Source organism: Gammaproteobacteria bacterium (ex Lamellibrachia satsuma) (genome assembly GCA_019623805.1).
Classification (GTDB): Bacteria; Pseudomonadota; Gammaproteobacteria; order Chromatiales; family Chromatiaceae; genus QGON01.
In genome coordinates this window covers 3,980,551-4,000,843 of sequence record CP053680.1, presented here as the reverse complement: position 1 = coordinate 4,000,843, position 20,293 = coordinate 3,980,551, and the positions used below count along the sequence as shown (strand labels likewise).

Genomic DNA, 20,293 nt, shown 5'->3' with positions numbered 1-20,293 from the left:
TCTGCATCTACTAACAATCTAGCAGGCTTCTGCGCTTGATGTGGCGGGCCGCACCTATGACTGCCTGACCGAGGGAGAGACCACCATCATTTGCCGGTACCTGGCGATGGCTCAAGACCTGTAAATCGGCCCGTTTCAGCCCGGCCATCACAGCCTCGAAAAGTGTGCGATTCTGGAATACCCCGCCGGACAGCGCCACCGTCGACACACCTTCTTCAAGAGCAAGCGAAGTGGCCATCGCAACCACCGCATCAGCCAAACCACGGTGAAAGCGTGTTGCGATCTTGCCTTGGGACACACCCTGAGTCAGATCTTCCAGCAGTGCCTGCCACATCGGCGTGGCATCGAGCATGCCTGCAGTGGACTCGAATGGGTAACCGCCAGATTGCGCCATCTCAGCCGGATCGATTAACGCCTCCAGTTCGATTGCCGCCTGCCCTTCATAACTCACCTCTTCCCGGCATATATTCAAAATGGCGGCCACTGCATCAAACAGCCTGCCGCAAGAACTGGTCAAGGGCGTGTTGACCCCTTTTTCCATCATGCCCTGGAGCACAGTCAAAGGTCTTGTTTGCAAGTCGAGTATCGCTTCCAGCCTCCCCCACTCCTGCAGGCATTTATCCCATTCAAAACTGCTGCAAAGCTGGGCAAAGGCAGAACGCCAAGGCTGCTCGATTGCCTTTGTCCCACCAGGCAGGGGCACCGGTTTGAAGAAACCGGCCCTTCTGTAGTCCAGATAGTCGGCGATGAGAAACTCCCCGCCCCAGACTGTGCCATCATCGCCGTAACCGGATCCATCCAGCGCGATACCCAGCACCTGTCCCCCATCCAGCGGCCATCCATAATCGGCCAGCACACTGGCGATGTGGGCGTGGTGATGCTGCACCTGTTGCAGAGGGATCGATTCACGTTCTCCATACTGGCGGCCAAACCGGGTTGTGCGATAACCGGGGTGCAGATCCGCCACCAGGGATTTCGGCTGAAAATCGAAGAGATGGCGATAGAGGTCAAGTGTTTTTTCGTAATCCCTGAATGTCAGGAGATCCTCCAGATCCCCAAGATGCTGGGAGAGAATCGCCTGGCCGTCCTGCAACAGGCAGAAGGTACTCTTCAACTCCCCTCCCAATGCCAAAACCGGTGGGGCGTTTTTGAAACCTGCCGGCAAGACAAACGGGCTGGGCGCATAACCCCGTGCCCGTCGCAACAGCCGGGGTTTTCCATTCATAAAACGCGCCACCGAGTCATCCACCCGATTGACGATGGGACGATTATGCTGGAGATAGGCATCCGCCAATCCATGCAGACGTGATGCCGCATCCGCATTATCGGTACACTGAGGTTCATCGCTGAGGTTGCCACTGGTCATTACCAGCGGAACCTCCCAACCGGCCAGCAGCAGATGGTGCAACGGGGTGTAGGGCAGCATGAAACCCAGGGTGCTCTGTCCCGGCGCCAACGCTTCCGGCAGGGTCAGGCCAGGCCTCTTATCCAATAAGAGAATCGGCGCGGCTGGACTGCCCAGCACCCCGGATTCATCTTCATCCACCAGGGCATATTTGCGAATAACCGTTATATCCCTGGCCATCATCGCAAAGGGTTTGTGAAAACGCCCCTTGCGTTGTCGCAGCCTGGCTACTGCTGCACCGTTGGTGGCGTCACAGGCGAGGTGAAATCCTCCCACCCCCTTGATCGCAACGATCTCTCCATTCTCCAGGCGCTGACTGACCGCTTCGATTGGATCCGGACTCTCCATCGAGGCAACTTCAATCTTCTGCCCGTCATACGTCTCAATCCAGACCGCAGGACCACAGACCGGACAGGCATTCGGCTGGGCATGAAACCGCCGGTTTGCCGGATCGGCATATTCAACCTCGCAGACGGGACACATAGGAAAGTGCCGCATGCTGGTATTTTTCCGGTCGTAAGGGATACCCTCGACAATGGTCAGACGAGGGCCGCAATGGGTGCAGTTGGTGAAGGGATAACGATAACGGCGATCAACCGGATCAAAGATCTCTGAACGGCAGGCGGGACAGGTGGCGGCATCGGGCACTATGCCGGTACGGATCTCACCCTCCCGGCTCTCGGTGATAGTAAAACCTGTCGGTCCATTGTCAGTGGCCGACGGCTCCCTCTCCAGGCTGTCGATCCGCGCCAATGGCGGAGACTCTTCCAGCAACTGGCGGCAGAAGCGGTCACAAGTGCTCTGCTCCCCCCAAATCCGGATCAGAACACCCTCGCTATCGTTATAAACGTAACCCGATAATCCGCACTCATTGGCAACGCGCCAGACTGTAGGACGAAACCCCACACCCTGGACCAATCCTCTTACACGGATCTTTTCAGCAGAGATAACTTGCTCCTTTGGCACTGTCGACCTAAAACTAGCAGTCACACCACAATCCTGTCGATAGACTTCTGACTATAATAGTGGCCTGTTTAACTGGAATCACCCTCAACGATGCCTGAGCCTGCACACCCAGATCCTGATGAACTTATATCACTGGCATCCAGGTTTCTTGCAAACCGGCGTCTCTCCTCCCACCGGGGCATGCTGTTGCTCTCCGGTAAACCTCAATGGAGCCGCACGGTTGCCGCTGAACTGTTAAAAAGACTCACCTTCAATCGTTCGTTATGGATCGGCCTGGACAGTCCCCCGGAGATCGACAGCATCCCCGCAAGCAAGGCGACCACCCTGCTCGGGCAGGAGATCGATGCACTGGTGTTCGATGCCTTCAGTGGACTCGATGTTGATGCTTTAGGCGCATCCAGTGGCACGATCCGGGCCGGGGGAGTACTGCTGACGCTCTCTCCCCCACTGAGTGAGTGGCCTGGATACGACGATCCGGAATATGCCCGTATCACCGTGGCAGGTTATGAATCCCATGATATAAGCGGCCGTTTTCTCTCCCGTTTCGCCCACCTGCTTACGGATGATGCAACGATCCTGCAGATCGAACAGGATAAGCCCTTGCCCCCGCTTCCGGCAGTTCAACCGGCATACACCCCGTCCCCCGCTGAGGATCCGGATTGCCTGACAGCTGACCAGCTCACTGCGGTGGAAGCAGTGATCAAAGTCGTCACAGGACACCGTCGACGCCCGGTAGCATTGATCTCCGACCGGGGACGCGGCAAGTCAGCGGCTATGGGCATTGCCGCGGCCAGGCTTCTGCAACAGAGCGTGTTAAAGATTCTCGTCACCGCACCCAGACTGGCAGCGGTCGAACCGCTGTTCCAAAGTGCTTGCAGCCTGCTGCCGGAAGCAGAATGCAGCAGGGGCGCCATCCACCTCGGAGAGGCACAACTGCGTTTTGTCGCACCGGATGAACTGATCCACTCCCCGCTTCCCGGCGACCTGTTGTTGGTGGACGAGGCAGCTGCCATCCCCTCCCCCATGCTTGAGCGACTGCTGGATCACTATCCCCGCATCGCCTTTGCCTCCACCATTCACGGTTACGAAGGTACCGGCCGGGGTTTTACAGTGCGCTTCCGCAAGATACTCGACCAGCGCCGTCCGCAGTGGCGGCAGATTTTCCTGGAGACCCCGATCCGCTGGGCCACCGGTGATCCGCTGGAGAGATTCATCTTTCGCGCCCTTGCACTTGACGCCTCGCCTGTACCTGACGATGAACTGCAGCAAGCAGATCCAGCAGAGATAGTCCTGGAAAGCCTGAACCGGGATCAGCTTGCCGCCAATGAAAACGATCTCTCCGATCTATTTGGCCTGTTAGTGCTCGCCCACTACCGCACCACCCCCCTCGATCTGCGCCAACTTCTGGATGGCCCAAACCTAAGTATCACAGTGCTGCGCCACCAGGGGCGCATCGTTGCCACGGCACTGGTCGCCCGCGAAGGGGGATTCACCCCGGCCACCGCCGAAGCCATCTGGGCCGGACACCGCCGCCCCCGGGGACATCTGCTCGCCCAGTCACTAAGCGCCCATCTTGGACTGGAAACCGCCGCCTGCCTGCTGGGCGCGCGCATCATGCGCATCGCGGTGCACCCTGCACTCCAGCAGCAGGGATTGGGCAGCCGCATGGTGGCTGCGATACGACAGCAGGCAGAAGCGGAAGGATTGGATTATATCGGTGCGAGTTTCGGCGCCACCCAGGAGTTGATGCAGTTCTGGCGGGCAGGCGGACTGCTGCCCATCCGGGTCGGCATACGTCGCGGCGCCAGCAGTGGCGCCCACTCCATAATCGTGCTGCGTCCAACTTCCGCTGCTGGCAAGAAGATGTTTCAACAGGCCCGGACACGCTTCCTCAGTCATTTCCCGATATTGCTGGGAGATTCCCTGCAAGTGATGGAGCCGTCACTGGCACTCACACTGCTGCTGCAGAAGAAAGAACCCTCACTCCCAATCCTGGAACCGCAGGACTGGCTCGACCTTATCGCCTTCAGCTTTGCCAATCGCGGATTTGAGATCACCCTGCCCCCAATCACCACTCTCTGCCTTCGGTTCTTTGCCAATGCCGGGCACTCCTCATTGCTCACCACCAGTGAACAGCGGTTACTGATGATGAAGGTACTTCAACGCCATGACTGGCAATATCTGGCCAGAGCGTTGGATATGCCAGGCCGGACAGCAGTAGAGCAAGCGATAAAAAACGCAGTAGGAAAACTCGTTACAGAAATGGGGGATCGGCAGGTCAAAGAGAGAATCGAACAGCTTGGCTTCAGAACAAGCAAGTTCCAATCCGCCTCTACCAAAGCAAAGGAAGAATAACCGTCTCCCCTTACAGTGTGGATTCTGGCGCTATTTGTCGAGTGGACTAAGGACTCCCCAAAAAAACCCTCCACCCCGCAAGGGGGTGAAGGGTTTCTCGTCTTAATAGACCGTCGTTCGTCGAACGTTACTTAGTGCTTAACTTTGTAACGGTTCTTGAACTCTGCCTGACGGGCCTTACGCTTTGCAGCTTCAGCTTTGCTCATCTTGCCGAGGAACCACTTGTGTGAATCGGAATTCAGCACCGCAGTCAGAACCCTTTGAAGGTTCTTTGCAGCCTTCACGTCAGCGTCGCTACCATGCATGCCGTGTTCGATCAGCTCTTTCAGCTCAGGAACCAACTCGGTATAGAAGTTCTTACCCAGATCGTAAGTACCTTCCCAGTGAGTGATATCCGGACCCATCATGGAAGCCGCCATACGTGCGCGACGTCCCTCATGGTGCCAAAGTTCGAACCAGATAAAGTCGATCTTGTTGGAGAACTTGGGACCTTTGATCAAAGGCTTGGCCGCCTTCATCAACTTCAGACCAGGCTTACCATACTTACGGTTGTAGAGTTCAACCAGACCGTCATACTGAACATAGAAGTTCTCAGTCCAACCCTCTTCATGACAAGAGTTACAGACATCTTTCATCTTGTCACGACGATCTTCCCAGCCTACGGTGCCTTCTATCCAGCCCTGCTTCTTGGAGACAGGAGGACGGTTGTTCCAGCTGATACGGTCACCTACGTTATGGGTGATGCCCTGCTTACGGGTTTCACTCATGTGACAGGTGGCGCAAGTTGGAGCAGCGTAGTAGTCTTCCCCGGGGATCCACTTGGGGTTATCCATGTTCATCTTCTCACGGTTGGCTCGATAAGCGATGCCGTGTTTGGACTCGTCATAGATCTCCTTTTGAGGATGGTCAGGACCCATGTGACACTTGGAGCAGTTCTCAGGCTGACGCGCTTGCGCTACTGAAAACGAGTGACGTGAGTGACAGGCTGCACAAGTACCTTTGGAACCATCAGGATTGATTCGGCCGATACCCGTGTTAGGCCAGGTCGCCGGATCCAGTGCACCGTCTTTGAGTACCTTCACGTGGGAACCGTGACACTGCCAGCAACCAACGACTGCGGCTGCAGATACACCATCAGGGAAACCTTCGGTAACCATGCCCATATCACCCTCAACAACCTCTGCGAGCAGGTTATCCAGAGAACCCATGATCTTACCTGCTTCCGCATGGTGAGACGCTGTCATCTCTTTCTCTTCGTTTTCGTGACAGTTTGCACAGTCTTTCGGAGAAACGATGATTGAGATATGTTTCTTTACTTTCTTGTCATCGTGAATGAAAGCATCCACATCTTTGGCATCCGCTTGATGACACTCGTAACAACCAACATTGGCGCCATAGTGCTTGCTTGAACCCCACATCTGAACCAACCCGGGGTTGTTTTTCTTATGGCACTTAACGCACTCTTTGGTCTCTTCTGACATTTGTTTTGGTGGAGCTTTGACCGCGGCCGTTGCAAACCCTTGGGTTAACAACAGTGCGGCGCCAATCCCCATTAGCCACCATTTTCGCATTTGTAGTCTCCTTCAATTGCGGTATTAAAGTTCCGACTCCGGTAGCCGGAAACCTGATCAGGAATGCGAAAGAATCAGAACTAAAAAAACAGCGTGATATCCCAACTCTTTGAGAGAGGGAACTGCTATCCAAAAACATAGTCAGAGGTAATTGGACACACCTCATAACCGGTCAACCGTGAATTTTTAGAATAATAAGGCAGGGAGAACTGCCACCCCATCCAACCCTTTGTGATACTGCAGTCAAGGGACTACATGGTTTCGCATGCTGCGCGAAATCCGTATTTTTTTCTTATCTTTGTCGCAAGAACGATATTCACATTGATGCCTGTATATATCATTGACGTAAATCAAGTATTCCTCCATATCCTAAGGGTTTACCGTAATAGCGGCAGAAAAAACTTCCCCTGCCCCATCCTCCCGGGTATGAGATAATTTCACTTTTATCAAATCCTGCCAGATGTCCATAACACAAGACAATAACCATGCCCTCTTTAATCCCACGCTGCCGGCCAAGCTAGGTGAACAGCTGCAGTGGGGACAGCTCTATGGTGGCAGTTCTGCGCTCGCCATCGCCAACGCCGCACGGGCTTTTAATGGTGTCGTACTGGTCGCCGTGGATACGGTGCAAAGGGCAGCACAACTTGAAGCGGAACTCGTTTTTTTCCTCGGAGACGATAAACTGCCCGTGCTCAGTTTCCCCGATTGGGAAACACTGCCCTATGATCTCTTCTCCCCACTCCCGGAGTTGATCTCGCAGCGACTGCTCTCCCTCTCGCGTTTGCCACAGATGGAGCGATGCATCCTGCTGGTGCCAATCGCCACGCTGATGCAACGTCTCTGCCCGAAGGCATTTCTCGACCACCACTCCCTGATCGTGGACCTGGGACAACAACTCAATCTGGATAGGACACGCCAGCGCCTGGAGAGAAGTGGTTATCAATGTGTCTCTCAGGTACTCGCCCATGGCGAGTTTGCAGTTCGCGGTTCCCTGCTGGATGTATTTCCCATGGGCAACCTCGTGCCCTTCAGGATCGACCTGTTCGATGACGAAGTGGACAGCATCCGCACCTTTGATCCGGAGACCCAACGTTCACTGGAAAAGATTAATCAGATCAGAATGTTACCGGCCCGGGAGTTTCCTCTGGATGAAGCGGGCATTGCTCTCTTTCGCCGCAACTACCGCAATCAGTTTGAAGGTGATCTGCAACGCAGCCTGATCTACAGCGACGTCTCGGAAGGGCAGGTTCCCAGTGGTCTAGAATACTATCTTCCCCTCTTTTTCGAGACCACAAACACGCTCTTCGATTACCTGCCTGAGAATCATCTACTCATCCAGACCGAGGACATCCGGGAGCAGGCGGACAGTTTTTTTGAGCAGGTCCAAGGCCGCTACGATGAGAGAAAACACGATCTGGAACGCCCACTGCTGCCACCGGGAAAGATCTACCTCTCCACGGATGAACTAATCTCCCGCATGAAGTCTCCGGCAGGAGTTTCGGTGCAGAGACACGAAATCTCCAGCCGCCGGAAAGGTTATGCCGGATTCGCCAACTTCGCCACCCAACTCCCCCCTCCCCTGGGCATACAGGCTCGGGCTCAACGTCCGGCTGCGCTGCTGCAGGACTTCCTCTCTTCCAACGATGGCCACACGCTCTTCGTGGCAGAGAGTGCGGGAAGACGGGAAATGTTATTGGGTACGTTGCGGGATTTCGGTATCAAACCCATAGTGGTTGATAGTTGGCAGTCATTTATTGATGAAAAGCCCCCTATCGCCCTGACGGTTGCTCCCATTGAACAGGGGCTTTGGTTGCAGGAGAGCGGTATCACCCTGATCACCGAGACTCAACTCTACGGTGAGCAGGTGCGGCAGACACGACGGCGGCAGAAGGCGACCCGTGACCCGGACCAGATCGTACGCAACCTGACGGAACTCCACATCGGCGCACCTGTGGTGCATGAGGATCACGGTGTCGGCCGCTATCAGGGACTGCAGACCATCGAGGTCGGCGGTCTCGCGACCGAGTTTCTGACCCTGGAGTACGCCAAGGGCGACAAGCTCTATGTACCGGTCGCTTCACTTCACCTGATCAGCCGATATGCGGGCGCATCACCCGACAATGCTCCCCTCCACCGCCTCGGCGGAGAGCAGTGGGAGAAGACCAAGCGCAAGGCCGCCAAACAGGTTCGGGATGTCGCTGCAGAGTTGCTGGAGATCTATGCCCGCCGTGCCGCCCGGCGCGGCGTTGCCTTTCCTGAACCTGCAGACGAATATCAGAGCTTCAGCGCCACCTTTGAGTTCGAGACGACACCGGACCAACAGCAGACCATCGACTCGGTGCTGGAAGATATGGCTTCGCCTCAACCCATGGACCGTGTCGTCTGCGGGGATGTGGGCTTCGGCAAGACAGAGGTTGCCATGCGCGCCGCCTTCATGGCCACCCAAGGCAACAAGCAGGTGGTGGTGCTGGTACCCACCACCCTGCTCGCCCAGCAGCACTATCAGAACTTTGCCGACCGCTTTGCCGACTGGCCGGTCAAGGTCGAGAGCCTCTCCCGCTTCCGCACTGGAAAACAGCAACAGAAGGTCATCGACGGACTGGCCGACGGCACACTCGATATCGTTGTCGGCACCCACAAACTGCTCTCCGAGGGCATTAAGTTCAAAGACCTCGGACTGGTGATCATCGACGAGGAGCACCGCTTCGGCGTACGCCACAAGGAGAAGCTCAAAGCCCTTCGCAGTGAGGTGGACCTGCTGACACTGACTGCCACCCCGATCCCCCGAACCCTCAACATGGCGATGGCGGGGATGCGCGATCTCTCGATCATCGCTACCCCTCCGGCACTGCGCCATCCCATCAAGACCTTCGTCAGTCAGTGGAACGACACATTGATTGCCGAGGCCTGTCAGCGCGAGCTGAAGCGCGGCGGTCAGATCTACTTCCTGCACAACGAGGTCAGCACCATCGAAAATATGGCGGAGCGGCTTGAGGGACTACTGCCCGGCGTCCGCCTGCAGGTGGCTCACGGCCAGATGCGTGAGCGCGAACTGGAAGGCATCATGCGGGACTTCTATCACCAGCGATTCAACCTGCTGGTCTGCACCACCATCGTGGAGAGCGGCATCGACGTCCCCACCGCCAACACCATGATCATCAACCGTGCGGACAAACTCGGCCTGGCCCAGCTGCACCAGATTCGCGGCCGGGTCGGTCGATCCCACCACCGTGCCTACGCCTATCTGCTGACTCCACCCAGCGGGGTGATGACCGCCGATGCAAAGAAACGGCTGGAAGCAATCGAATCCCTGGAGGACCTGGGAGCCGGCTTCACCCTATCCACCCATGACATGGAGATCCGCGGCGCCGGAGAGCTGCTCGGCGACGAACAGAGCGGTCAGATCAACGAGATCGGCTTCACCCTCTATTCCGAACTTCTGGAGCGGGCGGTGAAAGCTCTCAAGGCGGGGGAGCAGCCGACACTCGACCGCCCCCTGGACCACGGCACCGAGATTGAGCTGGGCATTGCGGCGCTGCTGCCGGAAGACTATCTGCCGGATGTGCACAGCCGGTTGGTGCTCTATAAGAGGATCGCCAGCGCTGCGACCCATGACGAACTGCGCGAACTACAGGTCGAGATGATCGACCGCTTCGGTCTGTTGCCCCAAACAGCCAAGAATCTTTTTGCGATCACCGAACTCAAACTACGGGCCCACCCTCTGGGGATCCGCAAGATCGAAGGGGGATCCAAAGGGGCGCGTATGCTATTTGATTCAGACCCCAAAATCGATCCGGCAAACCTGATCCGCCTGATCCAAACCCGTCCCCAGATGTATAAAATGGATGGTGGCGATAAACTCAGGTATATCCAGGATATGCCCGACCCAATCGAACGCGTGAACGAAATAGATGTCCTGATCGATAGACTGATAGACTAGGGAATCTCTGATTAATTCGGTCTCTGTCATCTCGACCGCAGGGAGAGATCTCAAACTACGGAGCTATCAAAAGCTTACGTGGGTTGAGATTTCTCGCTATGCTCGAAATGACAATTATTCCCTAGGCTGGCAAGTCTTAAGAAAACAATATGAGTTGGAACGTGCAGAAAAAACACAAATATTGGTTACCTTTTACGCTCGTTCTGAGCCTGGCCGGAACGCTTGCTACCGCTGAAGAACAGCCGGAAGAGGAAGCACCACCCTGGTACCAGTTTGAGATTCTGATATTTGAACGTATCAGCGCCGGTGCCGGCACCACTGAATTCTGGCCGGATGACCCAGGTACGCCATCACGGCTGAATGCCATACCACTAACCGAGGACCGGGCTCGCGAAATCGGGCTGCAGGAACCGATCGAAACAGCAGCGCCACCAGCTCCTGAACCTGAACCTGAACCTTTTAGACCACTTGCCAAGTCTGAATGGCAACTCAGTGAACAGCATCAGCACCTCTCCAGATCCCGAAATTACAAACCACTGCTGCATGTCGCCTGGCGTCAGCAGGTTATCGATCCTGACCAGTCCCAACAACTATTCCTGGAGTTGCCTAAGTCTTCAAACCCACAATCTGCCATTGATGAGCCCCTAATGCTGGAGGGCACGATCAGAGTCGGCGTCAAACGCTATCTACATCTTGATACTGATCTGCTACTGCGGCGGTGGGAGACGGAAGATGGAATGACGGGTAACAGCTTAGAGTTCCGCCCCGCTTTTCGCACCTTTCGAATGCAGTCACAGCGCAGAATGCGCAGTGGAGAGATCCACTATCTCGACCATCCCATCATCGGGGTACTTTTTCTGGCCAGTCGTTACGAACTCCCCACTGAACCTGAGCCTGTCGAAGACGGGACACCTGTCGATGGAGAGGTCGAATCCCAACCGAAGCAAGAACCTGTGAGCACGTCGAGCTAACAGTATCCGATTATTGCTCGTAGGGGCGGGAGCCAGACTGGCTGGGGTTTAGATAGAAGTCAGTAGATTGACTACCAGCGTTCATCACGGCAATCCGATCTTACAGCTGCTTTCTCAGCAACGCTTCAAGTCGTCTGGAGAGCTTCTCCAGTGCGCGACTCCCTGCCGCAACAATGGCCTCGGGTTCCGCTCCCTTGATCGGCTCAGAAATTGTTACCTGTCGTGTATCGAGTACCTTGCCCTTTGCCCTATCCAACAGCATCCAGCGCGCTTGCAGGATCACCTGCAAACCGTCCACCGCATCGAATCGGCTAAAATAGAAGGAGATGTCATAATCGGGCTTTAGGGAGCCGTGCCATGGGTAGGCAACCACCCGATTCTCTCCTAACGAAGCGGAGAGGTAGTCAACCAGAACCTGGATGATATTTTCCTGTAAGGTTCCTGCCCATTGATCGAACTCGTTCAACTGCAATCGGTATAATCCCGCCCGATTGACGATCTGTGGACGATCGAGATAGCTGGAGAGATGAACCGGGCCCAGCCCAACTTCGGGTAACCGCGCCTGAGCGCTTTCAGCTGGAGCCGGTAAATCGACCGCCGCATTCAAACGATAGAACCGGGTTGGCTGAGATGGGCTGGCACAACCGGCCAGGTGAAGCATCGAAGCAATAGTCAGCAACGCCACTGCGTATTTCCATAGGGGTTTCATCACTGCTTTCCTCTGATCAATGCCTCGGGGTGGCGTTCAAGATACTCCGCCATGATGCGGATCGAACGCGTGGCAGCCGCCAGTTCTCGCAGCGCAACGCTGACATCCTGCATGACGGGCGAATCCTCGGCCACTATCGATTCAGCGGATGACATGGTCTTGCTGAACTGGGAGAAGGCCTGCTCCCCACTGAGAAGTGTCTCGTCCCAACTCTCCACCGCATGGTCAACTTTTTTGTCCATCCTATCGATCATGGTTCGGGAATCTCGGGCCACGCGAATCCACTCTGCAATAAGAGGTCCAAACTGTGTCTGCAACTGTTCCACCAGTTTGCGGGCCTCATCGATCATGATCGCAGATCGACTGGTCAGGTCCGGGGCAGAGGTTTCGAGTTTCCGGGCGAGACTATCGAATCTTTTTATGGCCGAAGCAAGATGGACAAGCATCTCCGGCAAATCCGGATCATTAACAAGCTTATCGATTCCAGCCAAGATCTCTTCGGTTCGTTTGGCGATTCGTTCGAGCGGAAGATCCTCCAGGACCCTGGCAATCTTCTCCATATTTGAGGGTATAGTCGGTATCTCGGGATACACGCTGCTCAAACCTCGTCTTTTTGCCTCGCTATTGGGATGAAATCCCAATTCGACCTCCAGTTTTCCGGTCACCAGGCTCTGCATATTCAAGCGAGCCCTCAGGCCCTGCTCGATCAGACGATCCAGCAGCAAACCATCTTTTTCACTCTCCATTCCTTTTTCAAAGCCCAGCTTGGACCGTGTGACACTGATAATAACGGGTATATCGAATGAGAGGTCTTTGCTGTCGAAAACAACAGCAATATCCTCCACCTGGCCGATCCGGACTCCCCGCAAAGTCACAGGCGAACCTACATCGAGCCCTTTGACATCCCCCTCAAAAAACAGAATAAGCCGGGGCTTCTCTTCATTCAGGCCAGCATCGCCAAGATAGAAAATAGCAAGAATGCCCAATGCCAGCGCACTGAGCACAAACATCCCGATAATCGATGGATTGGCTTTTGCGGTCATTGGCGGCACTTCCTATGTCCAAACTCGTTTCGATATAGAGCATCGGCTTTTCTCACTGAAAATTCACTCATGGATATCCCTCTTCGCCACGGGTAAGAAATTTCCTCACGACAGGATTATCCGTCTCCACCAGTAATCGCTTGGGATCCCCCTCCGCAATCATTGTTTTGCTCGCCGCATCCAGAAAGACCGAGTTATTACCAACGGCAAAGATACTGGCCAGCTCGTGAGTCACGATCACGATGGTTGCGCCCAGACTATCCCGCAATTCAAGAATGAGATCGTCGAGCAGGCGCGCGCTGACAGGATCCAGACCGGCTGATGGCTCATCGAAAAAAAGGGTCTCGGGATCCAGTGCCATCGCCCTGGCAAGGGCCGCCCGCTTCTGCATACCACCGCTGATCTCGGAAGGATAGTAGTCTTCAAAGCCTTTCAGCCCTACCAGAGAAAGTTTGTATGAAACAAGCTCATTGACCTCCGCGGGCGTGAGCGACGTGTACTCTTCCAGTGGCAAAGCGATATTTTCAGCCAGTGTCATGGCGGTCCACAAGGCCCCGCCCTGATAGAGCACACCCATCTTTCGCATTAACGCATTCCGCTTATTCGGCGCCAATTGCCAGAATGAGTTTCCCTGATAGAGCACCTCCCCGGCGGCGGGGGGATGCAGGCCGACCAAATGGCGCAGAAGCGTACTTTTCCCGCAGCCACTGCCACCCATAATAATAAATATATCTCCCTGATTTATCGTGAAATCCAGATCTTTCTGAATCAGAAAATCACCATATGCCATGGTCATTCCCCGCACTTCGATATGCTCTAATCCCGAGCGGTTTGCTATCTCAACCTGGGCACCTTTCTCCATGATTCATATCCCCAGACGGTTGAAAATAATGGTTGTAAGCGCGTCCCAGATGACGATCAGAAGAATTGCCGTAACCATGGCAGAGGTGGTCGCATTGCCCACAGCTGCTGAATTACGTCCGCTCTGTAACCCTCGCAGGCATCCTGCCAGAGAGACTACAACAGCAAAAATCAGGCTTTTTATGAGCCCGGTGGCGATATCAGAGAGGCTGATAGCCTCTTTGGTCTGCTGTAAATACTCCAGCAATGCGATATCCAATATCGAGACACCTACCAGCAATCCACCCAGGATACCCAGAGCATCTGACCAGAGGCAGAGCAGCGGCAACATCAAAATCAGCGCCAGGGTGCGGGGCAATACCAGAAAATCCATCGGTGAGATCCCCATGGTACGCAGTGCGTCTATCTCCTCATTCACCTGCATGGTGCCCAACTGGGCCGCGTAGGCCGATCCGGTGCGGCCAGCCATGATGATAGCCGTCATCATCGCCCCCATCTCTCTTACGACACCAAGTCCCACAAGGTCGGCAACGTAGATCTGAGCCCCAAACATCTGCAATTGAACGGCCCCGACAAACCCAAGGACAGCACCCACCAGTAGGCTGATTACGCCAACGATAGGCAGTGCACCAGCACCGGCAGACTGAAGAAAACGGTTGAAATCAACCCATCTAAAGCTCGCCCTGCCGGTAAAGAATCTGCCGATCGAAAGCAGCCACTCACCCAGAAATGTGGCCAAACCGGTAAGCTCTTCAACCCCACCCATTGCCCATGTTCCCAGGCGATACACCAATGATCTGGTCCTTGTCCGTTTGCGGGCACCGCTTCTCTCAGGCACCTCCGTGGCCAGGCGCAAGAGTCCTTTCGCCCCATCCGGCAGACCGTCCCAATTGACGGGTATATGCCGAGACTGAGCATAAGCATCTAATTTAACCAGGAACAGCAGCAGTTTGCTGTCCCAATTCTCAAGGTCAGAACTGACAAAATCTATTTTCTCGGGCGGCTCTGAATACTGCTCAAACAGCGCCTGGAATGACTGCCACGTTACGACTTCACAAGTCAGGCACCAGTCGCCTAACAATGATATTTCTACTGAATTATCAGCAAGATAAGATATTGTTAAAGACTTGCTTTGCATCTGAATCTCAGGTCGCCCAGCAACTTATGATGACAGAATCATCCTGTTCAAATAGTTTTCCGTCAAGGATTAAGTTTCCCTTTACGCTGCCGCTACAGTTTTGTGAACAACCACAACACTACAAATTGGCAGATTCCAAAAAACCATGTCAGCAACACAAACAAACCTTCGGACAAGCAAAGCCATCGGCCGGGCCTTAATCGCGGACGATGAACTATCCAATAGGGTAATTCTGAAGGCTTTGCTGAAGAAACTCGGCTACGAAGTATCTATGGCTGAGAATGGGGCAGAGGCCGTTGAGCTTTTCGAGAGAGAGTCAATCGACATTGTGTTCATGGATATCATGATGCCGGTTATGGACGGCTATATCGCCACCGAAAAGATTAAAGAGTCTGCTGGTGAAAAGTTCATTCCGGTAATATTCCTTACTGCCATGACGGACGAATCAGCACTCTCGCGTTGTATCGAGGTCGGGGGGGATGATTTTCTGACAAAACCGTTCAGCCATATAGTACTCGCTGCCAAAATCAAAGCCATGGAGCGGATTCAAGAGCTTCATCACGACGTCATCACTCTTTACAGCCGAATGCATCGGGATGAAGAGATTGCCGAAGAGGTCTTCAGCGGTGCTGTTATTGCCGGAAACGTAGCACTCGACCACATACGTCAACTCGTACGCCCAGCAAGCATTTTCAGTGGTGATATCCTGCTGACTGCCTATGCCCCATCCCATGACCTGCACGTACTCATGGGCGATTTTACTGGCCATGGTCTGGCCGCTGCCCTTGGCGCACTGCCAGCATCGGAAGTTTTCCGATCGATGACGGCAAAAGGTTTTTCTCCACAACAAATTCTTCAAGGCATTAACAATAAACTCAACTCTCTTCTGCCGACAGGAATGTTTCTGGCTGCCCAGTTCGTCAAAATAAGCAATACCCTGGACCATATCACCGCCTTCAATTGCGGCATGCCGGATTTTTTTCTACTCGACGGAAAGACCAGGGTTATCAAACATCGCATTTCCTCGCGTAGCCTTCCACTCGGGATCACATCCGAAATCGATTTTCACGATGCAGCGGTGCACATAAGAACCCAACACAATGACCATGTGCTTTTGGCAACTGACGGCGTTTCAGAGGCAAGAAATCCTGGTGGTGAATATTTTGGAATAGAAAGACTGGAAAATTCCATTACCCATAGTTATGACGACGACTACATTCTAAATACCGTTTCCCGCATCCTGGAAGATTTTTGTCTGGATGCTCCCCAGGATGACGACATAAGCCTTGCCGAGATACCTCTTATACCGGAACTACTTCCTGCATGGGATCTCGACAGTCTACATAACGACAATATAAAACAGACGTCAGACAACCCTTCTCAGGAACATGAATCAGACAGCGTGGAATTTCATATCACGCTTCGTGGTAGCCAACTGAGGCAGGCAGACCCAGTCCCAATGCTTATCAACTACATACAAGAGATGGTTGGTCTTCATGAGCATAGACGCCCACTCTTCACTATCCTGACAGAGCTTTTTGTCAATGCCCTGGACCATGGCGTGCTTGGCCTGGACTCGAACATAAAAACCGGGCCAGAAGGATTTACCCGCTACTTCGAAGAGAGAGAGCGACTTTTAAACGAACTCAAAGACGGTTTCATCAGAATAGGTTTGCACATTCACCCGTTTGAACAGGGTGGAAAGATGGTAATACAAATTGAAGATAGCGGTATTGGTTTCAACTTTTTAAACAAGCAGTCAACAGATGAGTCTGCATCATTAAAACTCAGTGGCCGGGGAATCCAGCTTGTTCAAGGCCTCTGCGAATCAATCAAATATGAAAAACCTGGAAACAAAGCTGAAGTCATCTATGTATGGCAAGAATGAATGAACAATACAAAGCCCTATAAACATGAGCCTGAATCTGCTGAAAACAGAGATCTGATCGCGCAAGAGCAATTAAAGATCCTCTTTGAGAGTCTGCCTAATTCATTGCTTGCGACTATTGTCGCCACTATTCTAACAGCCTTTCTTTTATGGGATTTCAGCAATAGAACGACGGTAGTAGCGTGGGTATGTTCGATGAACATCATCGTACTCACCAGGTGGCTGATCTACAAGAGGTATTTCAAATCCCTGCCAATTTCCGGAAACCTGAAAACCTGGAGGTTTCGTTATGCTGCAAGCACTTTGATGGCAGCATTTACATGGGGAAGCATTGCAATATTTCTATTTCCTGAAGATAACTTTGCCTATCAAACCATGATAGGTTTTCTTCTTATCGGGATTGCAGCAGTCGGTATATCATCGCAATCTGCAATAAATACAATCGCAAGTGGATTCCTATTCCTGACTCTCGCGCCGATTAGTTTCCGTTTTATTATAAATGCCGAACAAACTGGTTGGTCACCTGGCTTACTGGTCGGGTTATTGTTGATTCTTCTTCTCAGTCTCTCCAAGCACATTAATAAAGTTATCCTACAAAATATTACACTTAGATTTGAAAGTTCAAGCAGAGAGGAAAGATGGAAAAGATCTGAGCAAAAACTATCCCATCACATTCATGAAACGCCGCTTGCCGCCATTGAGTGGACGCAGGACGGGGTTATAACGCAGTGGAATCCCAGTGCTGAATCACTGTTTGGCTACACGAAAGACGAGGCAATTAACAAACATATCAAGGATCTTTTTCCATCTGCTGAATCTGTTGAAGGAGACTCCACAAACGACTGGAATAGCCTATTTGAATCAAATCAGTCTAGCTATGACACACTTGAAATTAAGAGGAAAGATGGTAAGAAGCGCATCTGCGAATGGTATAATACGCCTCTTTTGGGATTAAACAATATCAGAACAGGCGTCTCCTCATTTTTGATGGATATTACTGAGAGACTGCATGCCGAAGAGGATCAAAAGCGACTCACGGAAATTATTCAGAACTCAACAGATTTTATTGCGGTGTTCACGTTGGAAGGCAACATTCTTTTCATGAATGCAGCTGGACGTCAAATCATGGGCTACGGAATTACGGAAAGCCTGGAAGATAAAAGTCTTGCAGGAATGTTTCCCGCTTCGGAAATCGATCGTGTGCTCAACGAGGGTGTGCCAACTGCTTTTATGAGTAGAACCTGGACCGGCGAGACCAGCCTGATATCAATAGATGGAGAAATTATCACAGTCTCACAGCTGATCATTCTGCACGATGAGTCAAAAAGTGGAACCCAGTACTATTCCATGGTTATGAGAGACATTTCAGATAGAAAACGGGCAGAAGAAGAATTAATCAAAGCAAAAAACATTGCGGAAGATGCTGCCATGGCAAAATCGGAGTTTCTGGCTATGATGAGCCATGAAATCCGCACACCCATGAATGGTGTACTCGGCATGACCGAGTTACTAAAAGACACTGCTTTGGACAATGAACAGCAAGAGTTTCTCGGGATCATCCATCAATCCGGAAACTCACTGCTAAAAATAATTAACGATATTCTCGACTATTCCAAGGCCGAGGCTGGAAAGATTGAGTTTGAATTGATCTCTTTCGATTTGGAGAGAGCGATACATGACGTGGTTCGCCTGCTCAGTACAACTGCATCCAGCAAGGGGATAGAGCTGATAATTGATTATCCCATCGATATTCCCAGGCAGGTTACAGGGGATGCAGGCAGAATCAGACAAATCATCACAAATCTTACCGGCAATGCTATTAAATTCACATCCTCTGGGCACGTAGCCATTTCAGTAAGATTCATACAGACCGACACTGAACATGAACATTTTCGTATAATGATCGAAGACACCGGTATCGGCATCAGTGAAAATCAGCAAAGAAAACTGTTCAAGTCATTTACCCAGGCAGACAGCTCAACTACCAGAAAATATGGTGGAACAGGGCTTGGATTGTCCATCTGCAAACAGCTTGTTGAATTGATGGGTGGCAGCATTGGCCTTGAGAGCACACCCGGAAAAGGATCTACATTTTGGTTTGACCTATCACTTCCAGCATCTCAACCCCCTGAAATATTGCCTCATGCTGATTTGCATGGCACACGCGCCCTGGTTGTTGATGAGAACAGGCTTAACCTTAGAGTCTACCATGACCAAATCATTCGCTATGGCATAAATATCGATACAGCTTCGTCTCGGGAAGAGGCACTAAATCTCATCGATAAATCACTGACCAATAATCGACACTACCATATTATTTTACTCGACAGTAACTTCGAAAAAACCAGTGAAGAGTCACTCGCAGCAGATATTAGTGGACTGGATGAATATTTGAAAACACCGCTTGTTCTATTAACATCGTCCGGCACCAGGGGAGACGCAAAGTTTTTTGAAAATAAGGGTTTTGCTGCTTATCTGGTAAAGCCCGCCCATTCTAACCTATTAAAAGAGACTCTCGAGAGCGTCCTGGCCCTTTCATTGGACAAATCAAACGCTTCAATTATCACACGCCATAATATTGAAGAGAGTCATCCAAACACGGTATCCAAAGAGGTACGATTTAACGCAAAAGTACTGCTCGTCGAAGATGTCATTGCGAATCAAAAGGTCGCTAGTATCGTAATGCGCAAGTTTGGACTTGAGGTGGACATTGCCGACAATGGACTCACCGCACTGGAACGTATTTCTGAATCAAATTATGATCTTGTATTCATGGACTGCCAAATGCCAAAACTCGATGGTTATGAAACCACCATCGAGCTTCGAAAACGGGAGAAAAACGTCAACCATCGACTGCCCATCATTGCACTCACCGCAAACCAGATAGAAACTGAAAAACAACGCTGTATCGCTTCTGGAATGGATGACTTTCTCGGAAAACCCTTTGAGTGGGCAGAATTGGTTGCAATCCTTGATAAATGGCTTAACAAGCCCTCATCACAGCCATCCGACATATTGGACTCCCAACCCCTTGCACCCGTTGACCTCAGTCCACGAACAATCATTGATGAAGCCCGCCTCTCCTCCATGAAGGAACTCATGGGCGATGACTACATAGAACTGTTCCCTGCTTTTTTCGATAGTTTTTCAAGTTTGAGGGCTATCCTCCCCAGTGCACTTGAAAATAAAAATCACGCAGAGGTGAGACGTATCATGCATAGTCTAAAATCAGCCAGTAATAATGTAGGTGCGGTGGGGCTTGCCAAGATTGCCCAGGATATGGAACAGGACGCTGCTGAGGAAAAGCTCACCAAGACCCAAGACCGCTTGCCGCAACTGGACGCCGAGGCTCAAAAAGTTAAAGAGAGATTGAATGAGATCATCAGCGCCTACTGACCCAATATTCGTATCAGGCCTGGTCTAAGTTATAATCTTGCAGTTACGTG

The 20,293-nt window shown here is 52.4% G+C and carries 11 protein-coding genes; 5 read left to right on the top strand and 6 right to left on the bottom strand.

Translation table 11 applies throughout. The features are described from left to right. Positions 1-10 precede the first annotated feature (10 nt). Positions 11-2,353 (bottom strand): carbamoyltransferase HypF, encoded by a 2,343-nt coding sequence (gene hypF / locus HPY30_17210; GenBank protein QYZ68108.1) that lies wholly within the window; start codon positions 2,351-2,353, stop codon positions 11-13. A gap of 108 nt (positions 2,354-2,461) precedes the next feature. Here hypF and HPY30_17205 point away from each other — a divergent pair, with 108 nt between their 5' ends. Beyond that, positions 2,462-4,726, top strand: coding sequence for a tRNA(Met) cytidine acetyltransferase (locus HPY30_17205; protein QYZ67569.1), 2,265 nt, complete (start codon positions 2,462-2,464; stop codon positions 4,724-4,726). Between the two features lie 131 nt (positions 4,727-4,857). On the opposite strand, the gene HPY30_17200 is transcribed toward HPY30_17205, so the two are convergent. After that, positions 4,858-6,297, bottom strand: coding sequence for a hydroxylamine oxidoreductase (locus tag HPY30_17200; GenBank protein ID QYZ67568.1), 1,440 nt, complete (start codon positions 6,295-6,297; stop codon positions 4,858-4,860). Positions 6,298-6,757: 460 nt separating this feature from the next. Between HPY30_17200 and mfd the strand changes: the two genes are divergently transcribed. After that, the gene (mfd, locus tag HPY30_17195) at positions 6,758-10,237 is read left to right on the top strand and encodes a transcription-repair coupling factor (GenBank protein QYZ67567.1); all 3,480 of its coding nucleotides are present in this window, start codon (positions 6,758-6,760) and stop codon (positions 10,235-10,237) included. A 149-nt stretch (positions 10,238-10,386) separates the two neighbouring features. Continuing rightward, complete coding sequence (locus tag HPY30_17190; GenBank protein QYZ67566.1) at positions 10,387-11,208, top strand: hypothetical protein; 822 nt, start codon at positions 10,387-10,389, stop codon at positions 11,206-11,208. Positions 11,209-11,308: 100 nt separating this feature from the next. On the opposite strand, the gene HPY30_17185 is transcribed toward HPY30_17190, so the two are convergent. From HPY30_17185 to HPY30_17170, 4 genes are all read right to left on the bottom strand, one after another. Next, entirely contained in the window at positions 11,309-11,917 is a 609-nt protein-coding gene (locus HPY30_17185; GenBank protein QYZ67565.1) for a membrane integrity-associated transporter subunit PqiC, read from the bottom strand. Further along, a complete protein-coding gene (locus HPY30_17180) occupies positions 11,917-12,960 on the bottom strand; it encodes an MCE family protein (protein QYZ67564.1) in 1,044 nt (347 codons plus the stop codon). The genes HPY30_17185 and HPY30_17180 overlap by 1 nt, the downstream gene beginning before the upstream one ends. A gap of 67 nt (positions 12,961-13,027) precedes the next feature. Then, positions 13,028-13,750, bottom strand: coding sequence for an ATP-binding cassette domain-containing protein (locus HPY30_17175; GenBank protein ID QYZ68107.1), 723 nt, complete (start codon positions 13,748-13,750; stop codon positions 13,028-13,030). A 75-nt stretch (positions 13,751-13,825) separates the two neighbouring features. Further along, positions 13,826-14,959, bottom strand: coding sequence for an ABC transporter permease (locus tag HPY30_17170; protein QYZ67563.1), 1,134 nt, complete (start codon positions 14,957-14,959; stop codon positions 13,826-13,828). Between the two features lie 145 nt (positions 14,960-15,104). Here HPY30_17170 and HPY30_17165 point away from each other — a divergent pair, with 145 nt between their 5' ends. Then, positions 15,105-16,847 (top strand): fused response regulator/phosphatase, encoded by a 1,743-nt coding sequence (locus HPY30_17165; protein ID QYZ67562.1) that lies wholly within the window; start codon positions 15,105-15,107, stop codon positions 16,845-16,847. Further along, on the top strand, positions 16,848-20,243 hold the full coding sequence (locus HPY30_17160) for a PAS domain S-box protein (GenBank protein QYZ67561.1): 3,396 nt from the start codon (positions 16,848-16,850) through the stop codon (positions 20,241-20,243). It abuts the gene before it with no gap. Positions 20,244-20,293: the final 50 nt, after the last annotated feature.